The organism is Afipia birgiae 34632 (genome assembly GCF_000308295.2).
Lineage (GTDB): Bacteria > Pseudomonadota > Alphaproteobacteria > Rhizobiales > Xanthobacteraceae > Afipia > Afipia birgiae.
Genome location: NZ_HG326654.1, coordinates 817,607 through 836,739 on the forward strand (window position 1 = coordinate 817,607; position 19,133 = coordinate 836,739).

At 61.4% G+C, this 19,133-nt stretch carries 24 protein-coding genes; 13 read left to right on the forward strand and 11 right to left on the reverse strand.

Annotated elements, in window-relative coordinates; all coding sequences use genetic code 11:
* Positions 1–41: 41 nt before the first annotated feature.
* Entirely contained in the window at positions 42–497 is a 456-nt protein-coding gene (locus BN32_RS22535; RefSeq protein ID WP_019195741.1) for a nuclear transport factor 2 family protein, read from the forward strand.
* A 9-nt stretch (positions 498–506) separates the two neighbouring features.
* On the opposite strand, the gene BN32_RS27935 is transcribed toward BN32_RS22535, so the two are convergent.
* Together BN32_RS27935 and BN32_RS27940 are read right to left on the reverse strand one after the other, a co-directional pair.
* A complete protein-coding gene (locus BN32_RS27935; protein WP_244438247.1) occupies positions 507–1,184 on the reverse strand; it encodes a serine hydrolase in 678 nt (225 codons plus the stop codon).
* On the reverse strand, positions 1,168–1,791 hold the full coding sequence (locus BN32_RS27940) for a serine hydrolase domain-containing protein (RefSeq protein WP_244438248.1): 624 nt from the start codon (positions 1,789–1,791) through the stop codon (positions 1,168–1,170). The genes BN32_RS27935 and BN32_RS27940 overlap by 17 nt, the downstream gene beginning before the upstream one ends.
* Before the next feature lie 164 nt (positions 1,792–1,955).
* On the opposite strand from BN32_RS27940, the gene BN32_RS22545 reads away from it, so the two are divergent.
* From BN32_RS22545 to BN32_RS22560, 4 genes are all read left to right on the forward strand, one after another.
* Positions 1,956–2,201, forward strand: a complete 246-nt coding sequence (locus BN32_RS22545) for a hypothetical protein (protein ID WP_019195740.1) — start codon at positions 1,956–1,958, stop codon at positions 2,199–2,201.
* Between the two features lie 238 nt (positions 2,202–2,439).
* A complete protein-coding gene (locus BN32_RS22550) occupies positions 2,440–2,871 on the forward strand; it encodes a nuclear transport factor 2 family protein (protein WP_019195739.1) in 432 nt (143 codons plus the stop codon).
* Between the two features lie 235 nt (positions 2,872–3,106).
* On the forward strand, positions 3,107–4,003 hold the full coding sequence (locus BN32_RS22555; RefSeq protein WP_040427250.1) for a hypothetical protein: 897 nt from the start codon (positions 3,107–3,109) through the stop codon (positions 4,001–4,003).
* A 174-nt stretch (positions 4,004–4,177) separates the two neighbouring features.
* Complete coding sequence (locus tag BN32_RS22560; protein ID WP_040427480.1) at positions 4,178–4,591, forward strand: hypothetical protein; 414 nt, start codon at positions 4,178–4,180, stop codon at positions 4,589–4,591.
* Positions 4,592–4,723: 132 nt separating this feature from the next.
* Here BN32_RS22560 and BN32_RS22565 read toward each other — a convergent pair whose 3' ends face one another.
* Together BN32_RS22565 and BN32_RS22570 are read right to left on the reverse strand one after the other, a co-directional pair.
* Positions 4,724–5,203, reverse strand: coding sequence for a MaoC family dehydratase (locus BN32_RS22565; RefSeq protein ID WP_019195735.1), 480 nt, complete (start codon positions 5,201–5,203; stop codon positions 4,724–4,726).
* A 9-nt stretch (positions 5,204–5,212) separates the two neighbouring features.
* On the reverse strand, positions 5,213–5,671 hold the full coding sequence (locus BN32_RS22570) for a MaoC family dehydratase (RefSeq protein ID WP_040427482.1): 459 nt from the start codon (positions 5,669–5,671) through the stop codon (positions 5,213–5,215).
* Positions 5,672–5,890: 219 nt separating this feature from the next.
* On the opposite strand from BN32_RS22570, the gene BN32_RS22575 reads away from it, so the two are divergent.
* Positions 5,891–6,196: a DUF4282 domain-containing protein gene (locus BN32_RS22575; protein ID WP_019195733.1), complete on the forward strand. Its 306-nt coding sequence runs from the start codon at positions 5,891–5,893 to the stop codon at positions 6,194–6,196.
* Between the two features lie 149 nt (positions 6,197–6,345).
* Here BN32_RS22575 and ychF read toward each other — a convergent pair whose 3' ends face one another.
* From ychF to BN32_RS22595, 4 genes are all read right to left on the reverse strand, one after another.
* Positions 6,346–7,443 (reverse strand): redox-regulated ATPase YchF, encoded by a 1,098-nt coding sequence (gene ychF, locus BN32_RS22580; protein WP_019195732.1) that lies wholly within the window; start codon positions 7,441–7,443, stop codon positions 6,346–6,348.
* Positions 7,444–7,600: 157 nt separating this feature from the next.
* On the reverse strand, positions 7,601–8,209 hold the full coding sequence (gene pth, locus BN32_RS22585; RefSeq protein ID WP_019195731.1) for an aminoacyl-tRNA hydrolase: 609 nt from the start codon (positions 8,207–8,209) through the stop codon (positions 7,601–7,603).
* 32 nt (positions 8,210–8,241) lie between these two features.
* Positions 8,242–8,970 carry a 50S ribosomal protein L25/general stress protein Ctc gene (locus tag BN32_RS22590; protein ID WP_019195730.1) on the reverse strand — a complete coding sequence of 243 codons (729 nt, stop codon included), beginning with the start codon at positions 8,968–8,970 and terminating at the stop codon, positions 8,242–8,244.
* Positions 8,971–9,175: 205 nt separating this feature from the next.
* Positions 9,176–9,406 (reverse strand): hypothetical protein, encoded by a 231-nt coding sequence (locus BN32_RS22595; RefSeq protein WP_019195729.1) that lies wholly within the window; start codon positions 9,404–9,406, stop codon positions 9,176–9,178.
* A 222-nt stretch (positions 9,407–9,628) separates the two neighbouring features.
* On the opposite strand from BN32_RS22595, the gene BN32_RS22600 reads away from it, so the two are divergent.
* A complete protein-coding gene (locus tag BN32_RS22600; protein ID WP_019195728.1) occupies positions 9,629–9,874 on the forward strand; it encodes a hypothetical protein in 246 nt (81 codons plus the stop codon).
* Positions 9,875–9,877: 3 nt separating this feature from the next.
* Here BN32_RS22600 and BN32_RS22605 read toward each other — a convergent pair whose 3' ends face one another.
* Complete coding sequence (locus BN32_RS22605) at positions 9,878–10,939, reverse strand: acyltransferase family protein (RefSeq protein ID WP_244438249.1); 1,062 nt, start codon at positions 10,937–10,939, stop codon at positions 9,878–9,880.
* Positions 10,940–11,126: 187 nt separating this feature from the next.
* On the opposite strand from BN32_RS22605, the gene BN32_RS22610 reads away from it, so the two are divergent.
* Both BN32_RS22610 and BN32_RS22615 read left to right on the forward strand, forming a co-directional pair.
* Complete coding sequence (locus BN32_RS22610; protein ID WP_019195726.1) at positions 11,127–12,239, forward strand: HD-GYP domain-containing protein; 1,113 nt, start codon at positions 11,127–11,129, stop codon at positions 12,237–12,239.
* Positions 12,240–12,489: 250 nt separating this feature from the next.
* A complete protein-coding gene (locus BN32_RS22615; protein ID WP_019195725.1) occupies positions 12,490–13,497 on the forward strand; it encodes a Bug family tripartite tricarboxylate transporter substrate binding protein in 1,008 nt (335 codons plus the stop codon).
* A 51-nt stretch (positions 13,498–13,548) separates the two neighbouring features.
* Here BN32_RS22615 and BN32_RS22620 read toward each other — a convergent pair whose 3' ends face one another.
* Both BN32_RS22620 and BN32_RS22630 read right to left on the reverse strand, forming a co-directional pair.
* Entirely contained in the window at positions 13,549–14,121 is a 573-nt protein-coding gene (locus tag BN32_RS22620; protein WP_019195724.1) for a TetR-like C-terminal domain-containing protein, read from the reverse strand.
* A 453-nt stretch (positions 14,122–14,574) separates the two neighbouring features.
* Positions 14,575–14,838 carry an accessory factor UbiK family protein gene (locus BN32_RS22630; protein ID WP_040427484.1) on the reverse strand — a complete coding sequence of 88 codons (264 nt, stop codon included), beginning with the start codon at positions 14,836–14,838 and terminating at the stop codon, positions 14,575–14,577.
* Between the two features lie 324 nt (positions 14,839–15,162).
* Here BN32_RS22630 and lgt point away from each other — a divergent pair, with 324 nt between their 5' ends.
* The 4 genes from lgt to BN32_RS22650 all read left to right on the forward strand — a co-directional run bounded on the left by lgt (position 15,163) and on the right by BN32_RS22650 (position 18,974).
* Positions 15,163–16,008, forward strand: a complete 846-nt coding sequence (lgt, locus tag BN32_RS22635; protein ID WP_019195720.1) for a prolipoprotein diacylglyceryl transferase — start codon at positions 15,163–15,165, stop codon at positions 16,006–16,008.
* A 63-nt stretch (positions 16,009–16,071) separates the two neighbouring features.
* Positions 16,072–17,181, forward strand: a complete 1,110-nt coding sequence (locus BN32_RS22640) for a class I SAM-dependent methyltransferase (RefSeq protein ID WP_019195719.1) — start codon at positions 16,072–16,074, stop codon at positions 17,179–17,181.
* Positions 17,178–17,945, forward strand: coding sequence for a peptidoglycan editing factor PgeF (gene pgeF, locus BN32_RS22645; protein ID WP_019195718.1), 768 nt, complete (start codon positions 17,178–17,180; stop codon positions 17,943–17,945). The genes BN32_RS22640 and pgeF overlap by 4 nt, the downstream gene beginning before the upstream one ends.
* A 96-nt stretch (positions 17,946–18,041) precedes the next feature.
* Positions 18,042–18,974, forward strand: a complete 933-nt coding sequence (locus BN32_RS22650) for a MerR family transcriptional regulator (protein ID WP_019195717.1) — start codon at positions 18,042–18,044, stop codon at positions 18,972–18,974.
* The last annotated feature ends 159 nt before the right edge of the window (positions 18,975–19,133 follow it).

The following is a 19,133-nucleotide window of genomic DNA, read 5'->3' on the forward strand; positions in this document are numbered from 1 at the left end:
GTTCCCAACTACGGAACCGGCCAGGCGGGGGAGACGACGCAATGAACAATCCACAGTCCGAAAAGTGTGTGCGGACGTTTATCGAATCCTATTATTCCGGTGACATCGCGCGCATGGAGCAGTGCTGCGACGACGCATTTTTTTCAATCACCTATGCCCCCGTTGAAATCTTTCCGCATCTCGGCATCCAGCAGAGCAAGGCGTGGATCGCGCAGGCAATCCAGATCCAGCAGGAGCGCTATTCCGACCGGCGCGTTACGATCGATTTTGTGATCGCGGATGACACCCAAGCCGCGACATTGGTGCAGGCGACCCTGACCAAGCGCAGTGACCAGCGCGTCATCACACTCAGTGTCGGAGAATTCTTCACCCTGCGTAACGGCCGCATCGTGGAGCACCGCTCGCTGTTCGATACCTTCGATCTGCTGCAGCAATTGCTCGGGAGCGATCTGACCGACGAATTCGCCGCCCGCCTGAAGAACGCGATGCGGCGATAGCCGCCGAACCTAACGCGCGGCCGATACGCCAAGCTCCCGCACCAGCCCGAACCACAGCGCGGTCAGTTCGCGCGCAGCGGGGTCCTTGCTCGGCTTCAGCCGGACCGCGGTGTGCACCAGCACGAGCTTCGAGACCGGATCGACGAAGATCGCCTGCCCGTTGGTGCCAAGCATCGCGAACATGCGGCGCTTCGCCGGCATGATCCAGGTCTGGTAGCCGTATCCATAGAACGGCGTCGCCACGCGCGGCGAACGGAATGATCCCTCGGGAGCGGTGGTCGCCTCGATCACCCATGATTCCGGAATGATTCCGCCGCCGTCCCGGGCGAGCAGAAGGCCAAAACGCGCATAGTCCCGCAGCCGCGCAGCGAGACAGCAATAGGCCTGCTCCTGATTGTGGCCATCGACAGTCCAGCTTGCTTCATCCTCCGCGCCCATCGGCTTCCAGATCTTCTCGGACAGATAGTCCGACAGGCGCTTGCCGGTCGCGGCCATCAGCACAAGCCCGAGGGTTTCGGTCTGCGATCCGGCATAGGCGAATTTCGTTTCCGCCGGCGCAAACCGGGTGCTGTAGCGGCGAAGCAGATTGGCGGCGCTCGGCAAATCTGAGCGGCGCAGATCGCGGCTGAAGGCAAAAGCATCGTCCTTGCCATCATAGACTTCGGAAAACTCAATGCCTGCGCTCATGGTCAGCAGCGCGCAGCGATGTCTGGCCGTAGGCGCTGCCCTTCATCTCCGGCACATAATCCTGCGCCAGATCTCCGATCGAGCGGATCTTGCCCTCCTTGATGGCGATGCCGACCAGCATCGCAACCATGGTTTTCACCATCGAGTTGGAGAGCAGACGGTCGGTGTCGCGGCGTCCGTACTGATAACGCTCGAACAGAATGGTCGAATCCCTCGCGATCAGCAGTCCCGTCGCGGGATGCCGCGCCAGATACTGGTCGATGGTGCGGCGCGCGCCATCGAAATCATAGTGCCAGCCGGCGCGGCCGCAATCGCGCGCCAGCGGGGATGGCTCAGCGGGAGGAAGCACCGCATGTGCGGGCAGCAGCCTGTCGAAATTGCTGAACGTCGCGACCATGTAATCCTGACGCGTCCGGTCGGCGATGGTGCCGAGCGGGTAATTCCGGCCGGCGCCGTAAGCCTCGGCATCCGGTCCCGAATTGGAAAACGACGGCGCGCATGTCGGCATCGCAGGCGCCTCCTCCGCCCTCGCCGTGCCGCCGCCAAACAGCAGGGCGCAAAGACATGCTGCCGCGCGCAACCGGTTCAGGGCGGACAAAAATGTCATCGGAGATTCCCGGTGTCCTCAATCCGAAGTTCGTTTCATTCAATTCCCCCCGAGGATGGCGCGGGACAGTATCGCGTTCAAGCCAGGCCGGGCGATGAACCAGCCTGCGCTGCCGCCCGACAAACCTGTGTCCGGGAACATAACCCCGGATCACGGGGGATAGAATGAAAGCAGTCGTTCTCGCGGCTCTTGGGACCGTCGTCGGTCTCATTCTTGGAGTGGCGCTGGGCATCCTGGCGGGAATCGCCTGGGTCAGCATTTTCAACACCACTGATTTCGAAGGTTACAGCGCGATGCTGGTGTTCTTCACCTTCGCGCCCGCCGGCGCCGTTCTCGGCGGGCTCATCGGCGCGATATGGGCCGCTTACGCCGCCTCACGCGCGCGCATCCGCGTGGAAAGCGACGCCTGACGCCCATTCAGCGCCGCCGGGCTGCCGCCGTTTGCGCCACCACACGTTCTGATTGAATGTTGAGCGCCAAACCCGCGTTTCGCACAATTGTGCATTGCAATATCGTGCATTGCCATCCGGGTTAAATTTGATACTTCCACTGTCATCAATTTGGAATTCCAGCATCCAGGCCCGGCGTCATCGGCGACGCCACATGGGCAGTTTGCTGCGTGGCTAAGTGACATTTCAGGACCTCAAAATGACAGAGCAGAGCCTCTGGCGTTTCTCGCGCGCGTTTCATCGTGCACTGAACGAGCGCCAGACCGATCACCTTGAATCGATCCTCGACGATAACGTCGACTGGGCGATTTACGGTCCGATCGACATGTTCGCCTTTCTGGGCCCCCGCCACGGCAAGCGCGCCGTGATCGACGTCGTTCGCGAAATCTCCGGGATCGTCAGTCTCCACCGTTTCGACCGGGAATCGATCATGATCGGCGAGGATTCCACGGCGTCGCTGATGCGGTACTCGCTGACGTCGACAACCTCGGGCACGCCGATCAGTGTCCGGATCGCGATCTTCGCGAAGTTCAAGGCCGGCCGCCTGATCAGCCTTCGCGCTATCATCGACACGTTCGATCTGGTCGAGCAGGCGCTGGGCCGTCAGATTCACCTCCCCAAGATCGCGTAAGGCAAGCCCCGGATTCCTTCGGCAACACGAGCGGCCCCGATGCGGGGCCGCTTGTGTATGCAGCGTCTCACAAGGTTCATGCGCCTGAACCCGCCGAGACACAATTGCGACAAACACAATTGAGACAACATCGCTGCGACCAGCGACGATGGCGTCGAAAGACGATATTAACCTGCTTGATAACTTGATGGCTCCTGATCAGCCATAACGACCCGCGAATGCCGGACGCAATGCAATGACGCCGCGAATGCCGCACCTCACGCCATCACGAAGCTGGATCACAATCGCGCTGGCCGCGGCGTGCAGCTTGTCTGTCGCCACCGCCGATGTCGCGCTGGCAGAGGATGGCGCGGGACCGGAAGCGGTTGAAGTCACCGAAACCGCAACGCCGGAATTCATCGAGCCTGCGGACATCGACTGGAGCATCCTCAACACCGATCCCTCATCGGTTTATGAATCGCCCTCCGCGATCGACCGCAAGGTCCGCGCCGCAATCGATGACCCGTGGTCATGGAGCCGCAACGACAGGCCGGACGGATCGTCCGCCGTCACCATCAAGCAGCCCATCACGCCGTTCTGGGATACCCGCGTCGGCGCCGACCTGAACGTCGCAACGCAGACGCCGACGACCTCGTCGGAGGTTCTGGCGCAGAAGATCGCTCACGACAATCAGCTCACGCAATCGTCGGGCAGCGCATGGGCGGCGATGACCGCGCCCGGCCTCGGCTCGATCTGGGACAAGACCGCCATCGAGGCGCGTACCGATCCCGCGCAGGACCAGAGCAAGCTCGCAACCTCGCTGACCAAATCCTTGCCGTTCGGCGGCGATCAATACTCGCTCACGCTTCAGAACGGTTACAACGTCACGCAGCAAACGCTGGTGCCGGTGTTCGGCCTCGGCGCGTCGTCGCGGATTTACGAAGTCGATCAGTCGGCCAGACTGGGTATCGTTGAAACCGGCACCAGTTTCATCGCGGGCCAGACCCATTCGACCGCCGACGATAAATGGCTGCGCCGAATCGGCGCGGAACAGAAACTGTTCGGCGGCGTCACCGTCACTGGATCGATCAGCGAGACGCCGGACGGAAGCGCCAACCGCAGCCTGACCGCGGGCTTCAAGACCCGCTGGTAAGTTCCGCTTAACCGAATGGCTACCATCCCGCAGTTTCTCGTTTTGTCCACGGTATGAATAGGCCTTCGCCGCATCCCCGCCGCGTTTCGGTCACGATCGGCTGGACTGATGTACCTCTATTCGTCGTGCGGGGGACATCCGCGCTCGCTCAACTCGCGAAACAAGGAACAGCCGATGAACGCTCTTCAGGCAGAAAAGTCCGAAATCACTGATGAGGACAAGAACCTCGCCGCCGTCACCGAAGTCGAAGCCGGGATTCGAGATTTCGTCCGCAAGGACGTCGCCTATCTCCGCCGCAACCCGGCATCACCGGCCACCGACGCACCGGCAGATACATCCGCCGAAGCGGCGGTCTCAAGCGTCAACACGCTGATCCACCGCGTCGCGGGCGCATCGCTCGGCGAAATCGAAAATCTGATCGCGGAGCTCGAAGGACTGCGCACGCTGATGCACAACGAAGGCCAGCGCATCCAGCGCGAACTCGCCGGCTACGCCCAGCTCGGCCAGACCGCGATGAAATCGACACGCATGATCGCCGACAATCTGGCGCAGTGGAAGCGAACCGCTCCCGAACCGCGCCAGGACTAACCAAGGACTGAACTCTATTTGTCGGGCATGATCTTTCAGGATGACGCCTAGGCAAATTCTCCCTGAGACTTGTCGCCGCCCCTCCATGACACGAGCGGGCGGCGCTTTTTCCTTGTCGCATGCCTGAGACGTCTAGGCGGCGGGCCGCCTCGGCGCGAACACCGAGCCCATGAACGAGAACGCCAGTTCGCCGCGCTGGTTGACGCCGGTGTTGTAGAAGCCGACGAAACCAAATTGCGGACGCGACTCCAGCGGACGCATCGAGGTGACCTCCGACGCATAGGTCAGCGTATCGCCGGCCAGCACCGGCTTAATCCATTTCAGTTCGCGAAAGCCCGGCGAGGGACCTGTCGCGACCGGCTTTTCGCCGCGCGCGATCAACTCCGCCGCCTCGCGCTGGAAGCTCGCGACCGTCAGCTTCATATAGACCGCGGCGACGTGCCATCCCGATGCGGCGAGACCGCCGAACACAGACTTGCGGCCCGCCTCCTCGTCGAGATGAAAGGGCTGCGGATCGAACTTCGTGGCGAAGGCCTTGATGTTCTCCGGCGTAAACGTGAACGATCCCAGTTCGCGGCGATCGCCGATCTTGATGTCGTCGAAATACGGCATTGCGGAACCTTACGTCGCTTCCACGGCATGTCGCCGCAGGACCATAATCTTAATCGTACTGAACATGAGAACCTGCCCGGATGCGTTTCGCATCTCCTGCTTGAGATGGACAAATCCGATGTCCGGCATGCTCTTCGATTCACGCGTGTCGAGGACCTCGACATCAAGCATGAGATCGTCTCCCGGCCGCAGCGGCGAGACCCACTTGACCTCCTCGACCCCCGGAGCGCCCATTGAAGCGATGCCGCTGATGAAACCGTCCCATGCCATGCGCATCCAGAGTGCGCACATATGCCAGCCGGAGCCCGACAGGCCTTTCAGAATCGTGCGGCTGGCGGCTTCCTCATCGAGATGCATGGGCTGTGGATCGAACTCGGTGGCAAATTCAATAATGTCCTCGCGGGAAACATGATGCGGGCCGAATGTACCAAGATGACCGGGCTTAAAGTCTTCGAATGTGAGTTTCATCATTTCAATCGCGTTGTGGATAGGCGCAGTTTGGCCGTTATTTGGAGACACCTCAAGTGAGGCGTTTCGCCGTCGCCTTCCGTCCTTTTCGGCGATATGCGACAACCCTCAGCATCCGGAGCGAGTCAGTCGGCCGCTGATTCGCTCAATCGCCTGACGGCTCCGGGCGCCCGTTCGCCTGCCGTCGCTCATCTCTGCGGTTTATCTGGAGACAAACCCATGTTTCAGTTTCAGGATCTTTTCCAGTGGGACAGGTTCATCACGCCCACCATCATCAAGGTATTCTACTGGCTGGTGATCGCGCTGATCATCCTGTTCGGCATCGCGGGTATATTCTCAGCGCTGACCCTGATGGCGATCAGCCCGTTCGGCGGGTTCATCCAGTTGCTGTCGGCACTGGCGGGCATCGTCGTCGGAATCATTTTCTCGCGCATCAGCGCCGAACTGATTCTGATCGTATTCCGGATCAACGAACATCTCGGCGCGATCCGCGATCAGGGCCGCGACCACGAGCGGCAGGTTTAGATCTCTTTCTGGTCATCCCGGCGAAAGCCGGGATCCATACTCCCTGAGAGACGATTGGGTTCGTGGAAGTTGATCCCTTCACAATCGCGGGACAGTGGTTATGGGTCCCGGCCTTCGCCGGGACGACTCGGAGAGTGTGTCCCGGTCGACTACGTATTAAACCGGAAATGCATCACGTCGCCGTCGGCGACAACGTATTCCTTGCCTTCCAGCCGCAGCTTGCCGGTGTCGCGCGCACCGGCCTCGCCGCCATTCGCGATGTAGTCGTCATAGGCGATGGTTTCGGCGCGGATGAAGCCCTTTTCGAAATCGGTATGGATCACGCCGGCCGCCGCGGGCGCCTTGGTGCCCTTGGTGATGGTCCAGGCGCGGGCTTCCTTGGGGCCGACCGTGAAGTAGGTGATGAGATGAAGCAGCTCATAACCGGCACGGATCAGGCGATCGAGGCCGGCTTCTTCCAGCCCGAGCGTATCGAGGAAATCGGCGCGCTCCTCGCGCGACAGCGTCGCGATCTCGGATTCGATCTTGGCTGAAATCGCCACCGCAACCGCGCCTTCTTTCTTGGCGTGTTCGAACACGGCTTGCGAGAATGCGTTGCCGGTGGCGGCAGCGCCTTCCTCGACGTTGCAGACGTACAGCACGGGCTTCGACGTCAACAGACCAAGCATGCGGAATGCACGCTCCTCCTCTGCCTTGCGTTCAAGAAAACGCGCCGGCTTGCCGTCGCGCAGCAGCTTCAGCGCGCGCTCGACCAGTTCGAGCTGCTCCTTGGCGTCCTTGTCGTTGCCCTTGGCCTTCTTGGAGAGATTGTCGACGCGCTTCTCGAGGCTGTCGAGGTCGGCCAGCATCAGTTCGGTTTCAATGGTTTCGATATCGGCCAGCGGCGCGATCTTGCCTTCGACATGGGTGATGTCGGAATCCTCAAAGCAGCGCACCACATGCGCCACCGCATCGACTTCGCGGATGGTGGCGAGAAACTGGTTGCCGAGGCCCTCGCCCTTGGACGCACCGCGCACGAGGCCTGCGATGTCCACGAACGTCAGTTGCGTCGGGATGATCTGCTGCGACTTCGCAATCTCCGACAACTTGTCGAGCCGCGGGTCCGGCACAGCAACCGCGCCGACATTCGGCTCGATGGTGCAGAACGGATAATTCGCTGCCTGCGCCGCCGCCGTTTCCGTCAGCGCGTTGAACAGAGTGGACTTGCCGACGTTGGGCAGTCCGACGATGCCGCATTTGAAACCCATGATTTTCTTTCGACTATGTCACGTCTGATCGATTGAATTCTGTCCGTCATACGCGGGCCCGACCCGCGTATCCATCTTCTTTGAAAAGATGGATGGCCGGGTCAAGGCCGGCCATGACAGCATTGTTGTTCGTCAAGCATCGGCGAGAAACCCAGTGCTACTTGCCGCCGCCGTTGTCTTCGTTGGAGCCAAAGCCCTTGGCCTGCATTGCCAAGTGCACCTTGTTCTGAAACGTCGAGTCCTTGCCGGCCGCGAGCAATTCCGCGTTCTCGGCGATGATGTCGCACAACGCCTCGACCCACGGCCGCTCGGCCTTGGCGAAATCGTTGAGCACGTGGGCATGCACCAGTTCCTTGACGCCGGGATGGCCGACGCCGAGACGAACGCGGCGATAATCGTTGCCGACATGCGCGGAGATCGAGCGCAGTCCGTTGTGTCCGGCGATGCCGCCGCCGGTCTTCACGCGCACCTTCGCAGGCGGCAGTTCGATTTCGTCGTGCAGCACCACGATGTCCGGCAGATCGATCTTGAAGAACTGCGCGGCTTCTCCGACGGAGCGGCCCGACTCGTTCATGAACGTCGCAGGCTTCAGAAGAACGACGCGCTCGCGCTCCAGCGTGCCTTCGGAGGTTTCGCCCTGAAAGCGACGGCGCCATGGTGCGAAACCATGACGCCGCGCGATCTCGTCGACAGCCATGAACCCGATATTGTGCCGGTTGCCCTGATACTTCGTGCCGGGGTTGCCCAGTCCGACGAACAGGCGCATGGCGCGGGTTCTCTTGCTTTACGTCCTGGCCGCTATTTCTTCTTGTCGGCAGGTGCCTTGGCAGCCGCAGCCGCAGCCGCAGGCGCCTTGGCAGCACCGGCCGCAGGAGCCGCAGCACCGGCCGCAGGAGCAGCACCGGCCGCGGGAGCTGCGCCACCGGCAGCAGCCGCAGCAGCAGCCTTCAGTTCTTCGTTGTAGCCCGATGGCGGAACGATGGTGACCAGCGTTGCGTCGTCACGCGTCAGGAGCTTGACGTTCGCAGGCAGCTTGATGTCGGTGATGTGCAGCGAGTTCGAAATGTCGAGCTTGCCGACGTCGGCTTCGAGGTACTGCGGAATGTTGTCCGCCGGCACTTCGAGTTCGATGGTGTGGGTCACGATGTTGACCGTGCCGCCGCGCTTCACGCCCGGCGCGGTTTCGGCGTTCAGAACGTGCAGCGGAACGCTGACGCGGATCTTGGCGCCTTCGCCGAGGCGGAGGAAATCCACATGCAGCGGGAAGTCGCGCACCGGATCGAGGCTGAAGTCGCGCGGAATCACGCGGTGCTTCTTGCCGTCGAGTTCGATGTCGTGGACCGTGGTGAGAAAACGTCCCGCATTGATGCGCAGACGCAGTTCCGCGTCGTCGAGCGAGATGGTGAGCGGGGGCTGGTTGTTGCCATAGATCACTGCCGGGATACGGCCAGCGCGACGTTCAGCCCGAGCGGCCCCCTTGCCGGCCTTCGGACGAGCGGTCGCCTTCAATTCCTTGACGGTCGCCATTGTTCAGTTCCTTGAGTCTTGAAAAGTGAAGGGCCGCTAAGCGGCCCGGTTTCACGCCGCGACAAGCCTCCAGGGGTGCGGGGGCCGCGAACGTGGCGGGTTCTTAGCCCCAAACCGCCAGAAAGACAAGGAAATCAGGGGATTTTATCGGTAATTTCGGCGGCAAAAGTGCACGCCGAAGGGGCAACTGGGGACCAGATAGCGCCTATTCAGCGGCCTGGGCGGGCTTAACGGCCAATCGATCGGGTTTGTTTGCCGGGTTGGAACCCGATACCGACGGCAATCCCGCCAGCCAGTCTTCCGAGTCTGCCAAGGCGCGAAGCGCCTCGCATTTCCGCAACAGGCTCGCCCGCTCCTTCGCGTCGGTTGTCGAGGCGGCCATCTCTTCGCAACGGGCGGCCCATTCGCGAAGCTCGACGGAATTGGTGTTGATCATCGGAACATCCTTACGGGAAAGGTGAGTTGCTCCCCCCTAGCCCAAAGATACCTATCCGCGCCCCAATACAAGTCATAACTATTTGATATTAAAGAGTTTTATACTCAATCGGCGACTCATCATAGAAATTGGGAACTTCCTCAGAATGAGTGAGTTGAGTAATTTACTCACGCTGCAACATGACGTCCGGTTGCGCTCCGGACGATCACACAGGAGGGAAAAATGAACGATTTGCGCGGGGAGCGCCTGCAGATCATGCTTTCACCCGAGGAACTGTCGGCGATCGACGATTTCCGCTTCAAGCACCGGATGCCGACGCGCGCTGCGGCTGTGCGGGAACTCCTCAAGTTCGGTCTTGCGTCTGCCAGCATCGAGACGGGCGACGGTACCAAATCCAGCGACTACGGCGTTCTGCGCCGCGGGCCAACAACTGGCCGCGAAGGCGACAGCAGCGAGGGCGCGGAATAGCTTTCAGATGGTTCGGTGCGCGGCAATTGGCGGCGCTCGCCGAACCATAGTCGCCAGCGTCCTGCAAGCCGCGAGAAGCGGCTTCTCGATCAGATAATACGCACCCACCCCGGCCGCGATGCTCGCGGCGCATCCGGCAAAAATGAAAATGACGGACATCAAAGGCTGCGTCCCCAACAACATGACCGCGCTCTTCACCGCAGAGAGCACGATACCATGGGTGAGATAGATCGAATACGACGCATCGCCGAGCAGCATCGGCAACCGCCATTCCTTCAGCTTCGATTCAAGAGCAAGCGCGGCGGTCACAATCAGGAACGACGGCAGTCCCCAATGGAAGAAGCGCGCGGCCGTGATGTTCGCCGCTGACAACCCGCTGGATGTCAGCAACAGACCGCATCCGATGACAAGCAGGAACACCGCGACACCCGGACGGGGCAGCGCCCTGCGCTCATACATAACCCCGAGCAGACACCCGGCCATGAATTCGATCAGCAGCGGACTGGTATAGGTCAGCGCCACCGGCCCAGAAGGTGAGACAAACAGCGGCGATGCCACCAGCGCTGCAAGGATCGTGCAGACGAACAATGCGCGATGACGCCGCGCAATCAGCAGCCCGCAGGCGAACACGGCGTAAAAGAACATCTCGAAATTCAGCGTCCATCCGGCAATCAGCAGCGGCTGGATCTCTCCGGTGCGCGGCGAGACAAACGGGATGAACAGCAGCGACCGCACCAGATTCCACAGCGACGGCAGCGTCGCCGGGTCGCGGAAAATCAGCCAGCCGCCATAGAGCAGCAGCGTCATCGCCCAATACAGCGGAACGATGCGGATGATCCGGTTCACGGCGAACGATGCCGGCGTGATCCGCTCCGACGCGGTCGTGATCCACATGATGAAACCGCTGATCACGAAGAAGATATCGACGCCGGCCGCGCCGAACGACAATCCGGTAAAATTGAAATATTCCTGCGCCATGCCGTCGGCATGGAAAAACACCACCATCAGGGCAGCGGCGGCGCGCAGGTATTGAATCGACAGGATCTTCGGCATGCCTTTGTGCACTTTACTCTATCGTTACCATCGCGACGGGACGCCGGATTTGATCCAACTTTCATAAAGGTAAGACGAGCGAAAGCCACGGTGATCGGCATAGCCATTTACTGTTAAGGATAACTGTTAAGGGTCGAGAACCGGTTTTTCGCTACACCTGTGGAGTACATAACCACCGAACGCCCCGCAGAGGACGGACATGGCAGCTTTGGCAAAACTTCCGGCTTTGGTAGACGTGCCGCAATCCACCCGGCGCCTGCTGCTCGCATCGGATTGCGAAGACCAGAGCGAAGAGCTTGCGCGCATTTTGAGAAATGCGGGCAGCGTGGAGTCGATTTCGATTTTCGATCTGCCCGACCGACCGGCGAGCGATTTCGCCGGCGTCGTCATCGACATTGATCTCACCTCGGCCACAGCGGTGCAGCGTGTCCGCAGCAAGCTGACCGGCAACGCCTATCTGCCGCTGCCCCGGCTGTTCGTACTGGCCGACGCTCTCCATCACGGATCAGCGCAGGCCTGGGCGCTCGGCGCGACCGACACGATCCAGCGGCCGTTCCATCCGGAGAGCATCCTGCACCGGATCCGCCAGGTGTTTCCGGAAACACCTGAAGACGAAGACGCCATCGATGCACGAATCCTGAGCAACGGCGTCACCGCCGCGCTTGTCGTGATGTCGAAGATTTTCCGCCGGCTCCCTGCCGGAATTCCGATCTCGCTCGACGACGTGATGCAGGCGGAGACGCAGATCCTGCGCGCGCTGAAGCGCTGCTCGCTACGGCAATGGCTGATCGCCGTCAACAAGCATCACAACAGGAGCTATCGCCACACCCTCCACGTCACCGGCTACGCCGTCGCCTTCGCGCACCATCTCGGCATGCGCGAAGACGACCAGCGCCGCCTGACACGCGCCGCCTTGCTTCACGATGTCGGCAAGGCGTTTGTGCCACTGCCGATCCTCGACAAGCGCGGCGAACTGACCGACGACGAAAGCGCCATCCTCGCCCAGCACACCCGGCTCGGATACAATGCGCTGAAAGAGCAGCGCGGATTTCCAGGCGAGGTCCTCGACGTCGTGCTGCATCATCACGAGATGCTCGACGGCACCGGCTATCCCGACGGTCTTCAGGGACAGCAGGTCAGCGACATCGTCCGCATCATGACGCTGGTGGACACCTACGCCAGCCTGCTCGAACCCGACGCCACCACATCGGCGATGACGCCGGAACAGGCCTTCGGCATCATGGAATTGATGGGCGACAAGCTCGACGGCGCGCTGCGTCAGGCGTTTCGCCCGGTCGCGCTCGGGACGTGAGCAACAGCGAATAGCCCTTCAGGCCGTCCCGGCGAAGGCCCGGCCCCATAACCACCGGTCCCATCTGCTGAAAGGCAGCTGGTAGACTTTTAACTGCACCAGCAGGGCGTATGGGTCCCGGCCGTCGCCGGGACGACGCAGAGTCCGGTTCTTCCTGAAGATGTTGATTTCGCCCGCGGGACGCGATTGGATGCATGTGCAACCAATTCAAGGCGCGCCGGCACGCATCGGCTGCGCAGGGAGAACGTCCATGCCGATCGATACGCTGCTGACCCGCCGTTCGTTCATCACGACCACCGCTGCGCTCGGCGCGGGTTTGACGGCACCCGGCCTGGCCGCGACCGCCTGGGCGCAGGCGGCCTATCCGGCGCGACCGGTTCATCTCATCGTCCCCTACGCCGCCGGCGGCGGCACGGATTTCTTCGCGCGGCTGGTGGCGACCTCGATGAGCGCAACGCTCGGACAGCAGATCGTGGTGGAGAACCGCCCCGGCGCCGGAACGCAGATCGGCGCTGAAGCCGCCGCCAAGGCCGAGCCTGACGGCTATACTTTCCTGCTCGGCGACACCTCGACCTATGCCTCCAACAGAAGCCTCTATCAAAAGCTGGCTTACGATCCGCAGAAGGACTTCGCGCCGATCTCGCTGACCGGCCGCTTCGCCATCGTGCTGCTGGTGAACACCGACAAGCTCAATGTCAGCTCAGTGCAGGCGCTGATCGACGCGGCGAAGAAAGCGCCCGGCTCCATCGACTATGCGAGCGCCGGCGTCGGTTCGCCGTTTCATCTGGCGGCGGAACTGTTCGCACAATCGGCGGGCATCAAGCTCAACCACGTCCCCTACAAGGGCGCAGGACCGGCGCTGCAGGACCTCGCCGGCGGGCAGATCGGAATGATGTTCGTCGATTTCGCCACCGCGCGGTCGCAACTCAGCCTGAAATCGATCAAGGCCATTGGCGTGTGCTCGCCCGGTGAATTCTACGGCCTGCCCGGCGTGCCGGCTGTCGCCGCCACAGTGCCGGGTTTCGAGGCATGGGCCTGGCAGGGATTTTCCGCGCCGGTAAAAGTCTCGCCCGACATCATCGCGAAGCTGCGCGAGGCGTATCTCAAGGCCGTCAACGATCCTGCGAACAAGCAGAAGCTGATCGACGCCGGCATCGATCCGCTACAAAGCACGCCGCAGGAGATGGCTGCCTATGTCGCGTCGGAAACAGCGAAATGGGAGAAGGTCATCAAGACCGCGGGCATCAAGCTGGACTGATCCGTCAGCGGCAAATCCGCAATCGCGATGCGTCATCCGATACACGCGAGTTCAAGTCTCTTTTGTGATTGAAACATCCCGAAGCTCAGCCAACCCGCGAACAAACATCTCGACAGCGAAGACATAGCTCTTTTGATATTCCATGGGTCGGGCCACCGGGGCCGACATTTCGTTGAGCACAAATCCGCGGACAAGGCTCCTCAGGATTCGGATCGCATGCCTGGCCGCTTCGTTACTGATGCCGGCCTCGGAAAAAATACGAAGGACGGTCTGAGCCAATTGGCCCGCAGCTTTCTGGTACTCGGGGTTGTCGACATCCGGATCGCGAAATGAAGCGATTGCCAATCCGGGACTGCCGAGTGCAAAGCTGCGCATCGCATGGGCCATCCCCCGGACCGCATCCAGATGCGTCTTGCCTTCAACAGCCTTTTCAATCTGCCGCTGAAGTCCCTGATAGCCTGCGATGGCCAGGGCCTGCTTCATCTGTGGAATCGTATCCACTTTTCCGAAGAACGCTTCCATTTCGGAAATCAGATCGGCGGCAATCTTCTTGTCCCACCGCGATGCAGGAGCCTTTATAACATGCTCAACTTCGGAGATGTTTGTGCGGTTAAACGGAGCCATGGCTCACCTCGCAACGTCAGCTCGCAGTACGCTACTCCAAAGCGACCGAAATAGTTCCGAAAACACATTGGTCAGCGTCTTTGACGCAAACGGAAAACCGATCTTTCGATTCAAATGATCGGCTTCACGCGGAAGCAGACTGTGTGCATCTGCAACTGCGCCGGCGGAAACCTGGTCATTCGGCAGCGGCATCACGCAATATGCGTAAACGTACTTACTGACGCGCCGCCCATTTCGAGACGGCATTGAGATGCCAGATCTGAGTTATCGCCGCCGTCACCGACAGAAAAATGAGAGAGTATGAAAGGCCGGCGACTTTTTCGCTTTCAACGAAACGCATCATTGCAAGCAGGCCGCCGCCGATAATCAGCGTAAACGGATGACGCCGCAATAACGAGAAGCGCCAGAATAAAAAGGATTAGCGCGAGCGTTTGCAACTCAGGCATTCGGCCGTCACGTCTCTGCGACAGGTCCGAGTTTCTTCTCGAGCGCGGCGATGCGCGTTTTCAGCGCCTCGTTCTCCTCGCGCGCCAGACGCGCCATATCCTTCACCGCCTCGAATTCCTCGCGCTTGACGAGGTCGAGGTCGCGCAGGATGCGCTCGGCCTGGCTGCGCACGACGGTTTCCACCTCGCGCTTCACGCCCGAGGCGGCGCCCGCGGCGTCATTCATCAGGCGCGCGATCTCGTCAAAAAAACGGCTGCTGGTCTGGGTCATCATCAAACTCCGAAGGGCCGATTACCGCGTCTGGTGGAGCGGATTTGACATTCGCTATCCAACTAACCACACGCCGGCGAAGCGAATGTCAAATCCAAAGCTCCACCAGAGACGTATATTTCCCAGTGGTCCTCCGTTTCCAACATTCGCAAAAGTGTCTGCTGAAACAGGGTGCGAATGTTGGAAACGGACCACTAGCGTGTCCAGACAATGGTGATGGCCTTGCCGGGGCGCAAGATGTAAGAAACACGTGAATTGTTAAACGCGCGTTCTTGTCGCAAACCGGGGCTAATTTTTGCGAACCCCACCGGACATCGGCTGCTCATGTTTCTGACCATCGCGTTCCCCGTTTTCGATCCCATTGCCATCGCTATCGGGCCAATCGCAATCCGCTGGTACGCGCTGGCCTATATCGGCGGCATCGTGCTGGGCTGGCTCTATGCGCGCAAGATTATCCGCAGCGAGAGGCTGTGGGGCGGCAAGGCGCCGTTCACGGTGCTGGATTTCGACGACTTCATCCTGTGGGTGACGCTCGGCATCATCCTCGGCGGCCGCACCGGCTACGTGCTGTTCTACAATTTCGGTTTCTTCGCACAGCACCCCGCGGAAATCTTCAAGCTGTGGACCGGCGGTATGTCGTTCCACGGCGGGTTCTTGGGCTGCGTGATCGCGGTGCTGCTGTTCGGCTGGAAGCGCAAGATCTCCGTGCTGTCGCTCGGCGACGTCACCTGCGCGGTCGGCCCGATCGGCCTCTTGCTTGGGCGTATGGCGAATTTCATCAACAGCGAGTTGTGGGGCCGCACAGCGGACGCGAGCGTTCCCTGGCGAATGGTATTCCCGAACGGCGGGCCGCTGCCGCGTCACCCAAGCCAGCTTTATGAAGCGGGGCTTGAGGGCGTGGCGCTCTTTATTGTGCTGGCGCTGCTGATCCGCGGCGGTGCGTTGAAACGTCCAGGCCTGATCATCGGCGCGTTTGCCGCGCTCTACGGCGTGGCGCGCATCATCAGCGAATTGTTCCGCGAGCCCGACCCGCAACTGGGATTTCTCTGGGGCGGTTTGACGATGGGGATGATCCTGTCGGTCCCGATGATCATTGCCGGCCTTGCCTTCATCACGGCCGCATGGCGGCGGGGACCGCGAACGGCGGATGCAAACCCGGCCAAGGCGTAATAACGTAGGTCATACTGTAAGATGATATTGAATTGACGATTCCCATTGCCGTGAAAGATCGCCGTGTCCGACTACTCCCCGCTTGAAACCCTGATCCGGAAGCAGATCGCCGCCAGCGGCCCGATGCCGGTGTGGCGGTACATGCAGATCTGCCTGACGCATCCCGAATACGGCTACTATCTCAAGCGCGATCCGCTCGGCCGCGACGGCGATTTCATCACGGCCCCGGAAGTCAGCCAGATGTTCGGCGAACTGATCGGCCTGTGGGCGGCATCGGTCTGGAACGCGATGGGCATGCCGCAGGAAGTCATGTTCATCGAGCTCGGACCGGGCCGCGGCACCATGATGGCCGATGCGCTGCGCGCAGTGCGGATTTTGCCGGCCTTCCATGACGCCATCAGCGTGCATCTGGTCGAGGCGAGCCCGACGCTGCGCGACAAGCAGCGGGACAAGCTCGCCGACGCAGCCTATGTGGAATGGTACGACAAAATCGAAGACATTCCCGAAGGCCCTGCGATTATTCTCGCCAACGAGTTCTTCGATGCGCTGCCGATCCATCAGGCGGTGAGGAAAGAAACCGGGTGGCATGAACGCACCATCGAAATCGACGACGACATTCTCGCCTTCGGCACCGCCCCGAATCCGATGCCTCGCTTCGAGGTGCTGCTGCCTCCGCTGGCACGCGCTGCGCCTGTCGGCGCGATCTTTGAGTGGCGTCCGGACAACGAGGTCATCACCCTCGCACGCCGCGTCCGCGATCAGGGCGGCGCTGCGCTGATTGTCGACTATGGCCATCTGCGCAGCGATGCAGGCGACACCTTTCAGGCCGTGGCGCGGCACAACTACACCAACCCGCTACGCAATGCGGGGCTCGCCGATCTCACCGCGCATGTGGATTTTCAGGCGCTTGCCCGCGCGGCCGAGGATGTCGGCGCCCGCGCGCATGGTCCGGTGGAGCAAGGCGCATTTCTCAAAAACCTCGGCATCGAGACCCGCGCGCAGGCGCTGATGAAAAACGCGACGGAAGATGGCCAGAAGCTGATTACCGCTGGCCTCGCCCGTCTCACTGGCCCGAGCCCCGAAGGCATGGGCTCGCTGTTCAAGGTGCTCGGCATCTCGCATCCCGCGATCAGGACGCTGGCGGCGCTGTCCGATCAGGACGCCAAATCATGACGTTCTCGTCGTCGCTTCTTTCGGCTGTGCCGGGCCTGCACCACGCCTTCTTTTCGCGCGAGGGCGGCGTCTCAAGCGGCATCTATGAAAGCCTCAACGGCGGCATCGGTTCGAATGACGATCCGGCGCATGTCACCGAAAATCGCCGGCGCATGGCCGAGCATCTCGGCGTCGCGCCCGCGCAATTTCTCACCGTGTTCCAGATTCACTCGCCCGATGTCGCGGTCGCCACTGCGCCGTGGAATACCGAGACGCGCCCGCGCGCCGATGCCCTCGTCACCAACGTGCCGGGACTCGCACTCGGCGTCACCGCGGCGGATTGCGGACCTATCCTGTTTGTCGACCCGCAAGCGCGCGTGATCGGTGCAGCGCATTCCGGCTGGAAGGGCGCGATCGGCGGCGTGATCGAGAATACGATTGCGGCAATGGAAAGCCTCGGCGCAGCGCGCGGGTCCATCATCGCCGCGATCGGCCCGCTGATCCGCCAGCAAAGCTATGAGGTCGGCGCGGAATTCGTCGCGCGGTTTTCGGAAGGCGATGCTGGCAATGCGCGCTTCTTCGTGCCGTCAACGCGCGCGGATCATTCCATGTTCGACCTTGCCGGATACATCCGGTTTCGGCTGGAGCGTGCGGGAATTTTGATGATCGACGATGTCGGCGTCGACACCTATGCGGACGAGCGGTTTTTCAGCTACCGCCGCACGACCCACCGCAAGGAACCGGATTACGGCCGCAACATCCACGCCATCGTGCTGGACGGCTAGCGCACGCCCCCCGCGACGTTATCGAACGTCGTGACCGGAATTTGCGGCGGCAAGCGGCCTTGACTCTCCACCCGGTGGAAGCCTCACAACGCTTCCATGACACATCGGACCTACACCATTGGAGAGGCCGCGCGCCTGAGCGGCGTTTCGGTCCGGCGGCTGCGGTTTTATTCCGACAAGGGATTGCTGCCGCCCGCGGGACGGACCGAAAGCGGCTATCGCGTGTTCACTGACGAAGAACTCGTTCGTCTCGACCTCATTCGTTGCCTGCGCGACGCGGGCGTCGGTCTCGACGCCATCCGCGAAGTGCTGTCGCACGAACTGTCGCTGACCGATGCGCTGAAGCTGCGACTCCGCGCACTCGAGGCGGAGATCGCCTCGCAACGCCGCGTGGCCTCCGCGCTGCGCGCCGCGCTCCGTTCCCCGGAGCTCACTGAAGCAGACCTGAGGAGATTCTGGACCATGACCAATCTGTCCCGCACCGAACGCCGCAACGTCATCGAACGCTTCTACCGCCAGGTGTCCCAGGACGTCCGCATCGATCCCGAATGGATGCGCCAGATGATCGAGGCCAGCACGCCGGAACTGCCGGACGATCCGACACCCGAGCAATGCGACGCATGGATCGAGTTGTCCGCGATCCTCGATGATCCGGAATTCGTCGCCACCACGCGCGCCAACGCGAAGGAAGTCTGGAACCGTGCCGACTTCGATCTCAATGCCTGGCAGGCAGCGGCCGAACCATTCCTGGCAAAAGCCAGGGACGCCTTCGAGCGGGGATTTGGACCGGAATCAGAAGAAGCTCGCGCGCTTGCTCAAGAGTGGCTGGAAACCTCCGCGCGGGTGATGGGCCGCGCACCGGATGACGATTACAAAGTCTGGCTGCGGAACCGATACGCTGCGCATGATGCCCGCGCGGTGCGTTACTGGGAGCTTGTTGCGATCATGAAGGGCCAGTCGCCGCAGACCAGTCCCAACCGGGAGTGGACGTGGGTCGTCGGCGCCATGAAGCATCATCTGGCCGGATAGCCCGCTCCTGGTTTGGATTTGGCTCAAATCCTCGTGGCCGTGGTCGCGGATTACAAACCCTGCCCACGGCCTGCCCTAGACGTTAACGCTCATTAACGATATCGCTGGACCGAACCCCGCCGCGCAGGGCAAAACCCCGCCGGCGACGAAATCGGGGCT

Coding starts and splice junctions, on each gene's coding strand:
- BN32_RS22590 (WP_019195730.1), bottom strand. CDS start 8,970: ATGGCGACCGTCAAGGAATTGAAGGCGACCGCTCGTCCGAAGGCCGGC.
- BN32_RS22600 (WP_019195728.1), top strand. CDS start 9,629: ATGAACGATTTGCGCGGGGAGCGCCTGCAGATCATGCTTTCACCCGAG.
- BN32_RS22615 (WP_019195725.1), top strand. CDS start 12,490: ATGCCGATCGATACGCTGCTGACCCGCCGTTCGTTCATCACGACCACC.
- BN32_RS22560 (WP_040427480.1), top strand. CDS start 4,178: ATGAACGCTCTTCAGGCAGAAAAGTCCGAAATCACTGATGAGGACAAG.
- BN32_RS22535 (WP_019195741.1), top strand. CDS start 42: ATGAACAATCCACAGTCCGAAAAGTGTGTGCGGACGTTTATCGAATCC.
- BN32_RS22565 (WP_019195735.1), bottom strand. CDS start 5,203: ATGCCGTATTTCGACGACATCAAGATCGGCGATCGCCGCGAACTGGGA.
- BN32_RS27935 (WP_244438247.1), bottom strand. CDS start 1,184: ATGAGCGCAGGCATTGAGTTTTCCGAAGTCTATGATGGCAAGGACGAT.
- BN32_RS22545 (WP_019195740.1), top strand. CDS start 1,956: ATGAAAGCAGTCGTTCTCGCGGCTCTTGGGACCGTCGTCGGTCTCATT.
- BN32_RS22575 (WP_019195733.1), top strand. CDS start 5,891: ATGTTTCAGTTTCAGGATCTTTTCCAGTGGGACAGGTTCATCACGCCC.
- BN32_RS22555 (WP_040427250.1), top strand. CDS start 3,107: ATGACGCCGCGAATGCCGCACCTCACGCCATCACGAAGCTGGATCACA.
- BN32_RS22550 (WP_019195739.1), top strand. CDS start 2,440: ATGACAGAGCAGAGCCTCTGGCGTTTCTCGCGCGCGTTTCATCGTGCA.
- BN32_RS22650 (WP_019195717.1), top strand. CDS start 18,042: ATGACACATCGGACCTACACCATTGGAGAGGCCGCGCGCCTGAGCGGC.
- pth (WP_019195731.1), bottom strand. CDS start 8,209: ATGCGCCTGTTCGTCGGACTGGGCAACCCCGGCACGAAGTATCAGGGC.
- pgeF (WP_019195718.1), top strand. CDS start 17,178: ATGACGTTCTCGTCGTCGCTTCTTTCGGCTGTGCCGGGCCTGCACCAC.
- BN32_RS22570 (WP_040427482.1), bottom strand. CDS start 5,671: ATGAAACTCACATTCGAAGACTTTAAGCCCGGTCATCTTGGTACATTC.
- BN32_RS22610 (WP_019195726.1), top strand. CDS start 11,127: ATGGCAGCTTTGGCAAAACTTCCGGCTTTGGTAGACGTGCCGCAATCC.
- lgt (WP_019195720.1), top strand. CDS start 15,163: ATGTTTCTGACCATCGCGTTCCCCGTTTTCGATCCCATTGCCATCGCT.
- BN32_RS22595 (WP_019195729.1), bottom strand. CDS start 9,406: ATGATCAACACCAATTCCGTCGAGCTTCGCGAATGGGCCGCCCGTTGC.
- BN32_RS22620 (WP_019195724.1), bottom strand. CDS start 14,121: ATGGCTCCGTTTAACCGCACAAACATCTCCGAAGTTGAGCATGTTATA.
- BN32_RS22630 (WP_040427484.1), bottom strand. CDS start 14,838: ATGACCCAGACCAGCAGCCGTTTTTTTGACGAGATCGCGCGCCTGATG.
- BN32_RS27940 (WP_244438248.1), bottom strand. CDS start 1,791: ATGACATTTTTGTCCGCCCTGAACCGGTTGCGCGCGGCAGCATGTCTT.
- ychF (WP_019195732.1), bottom strand. CDS start 7,443: ATGGGTTTCAAATGCGGCATCGTCGGACTGCCCAACGTCGGCAAGTCC.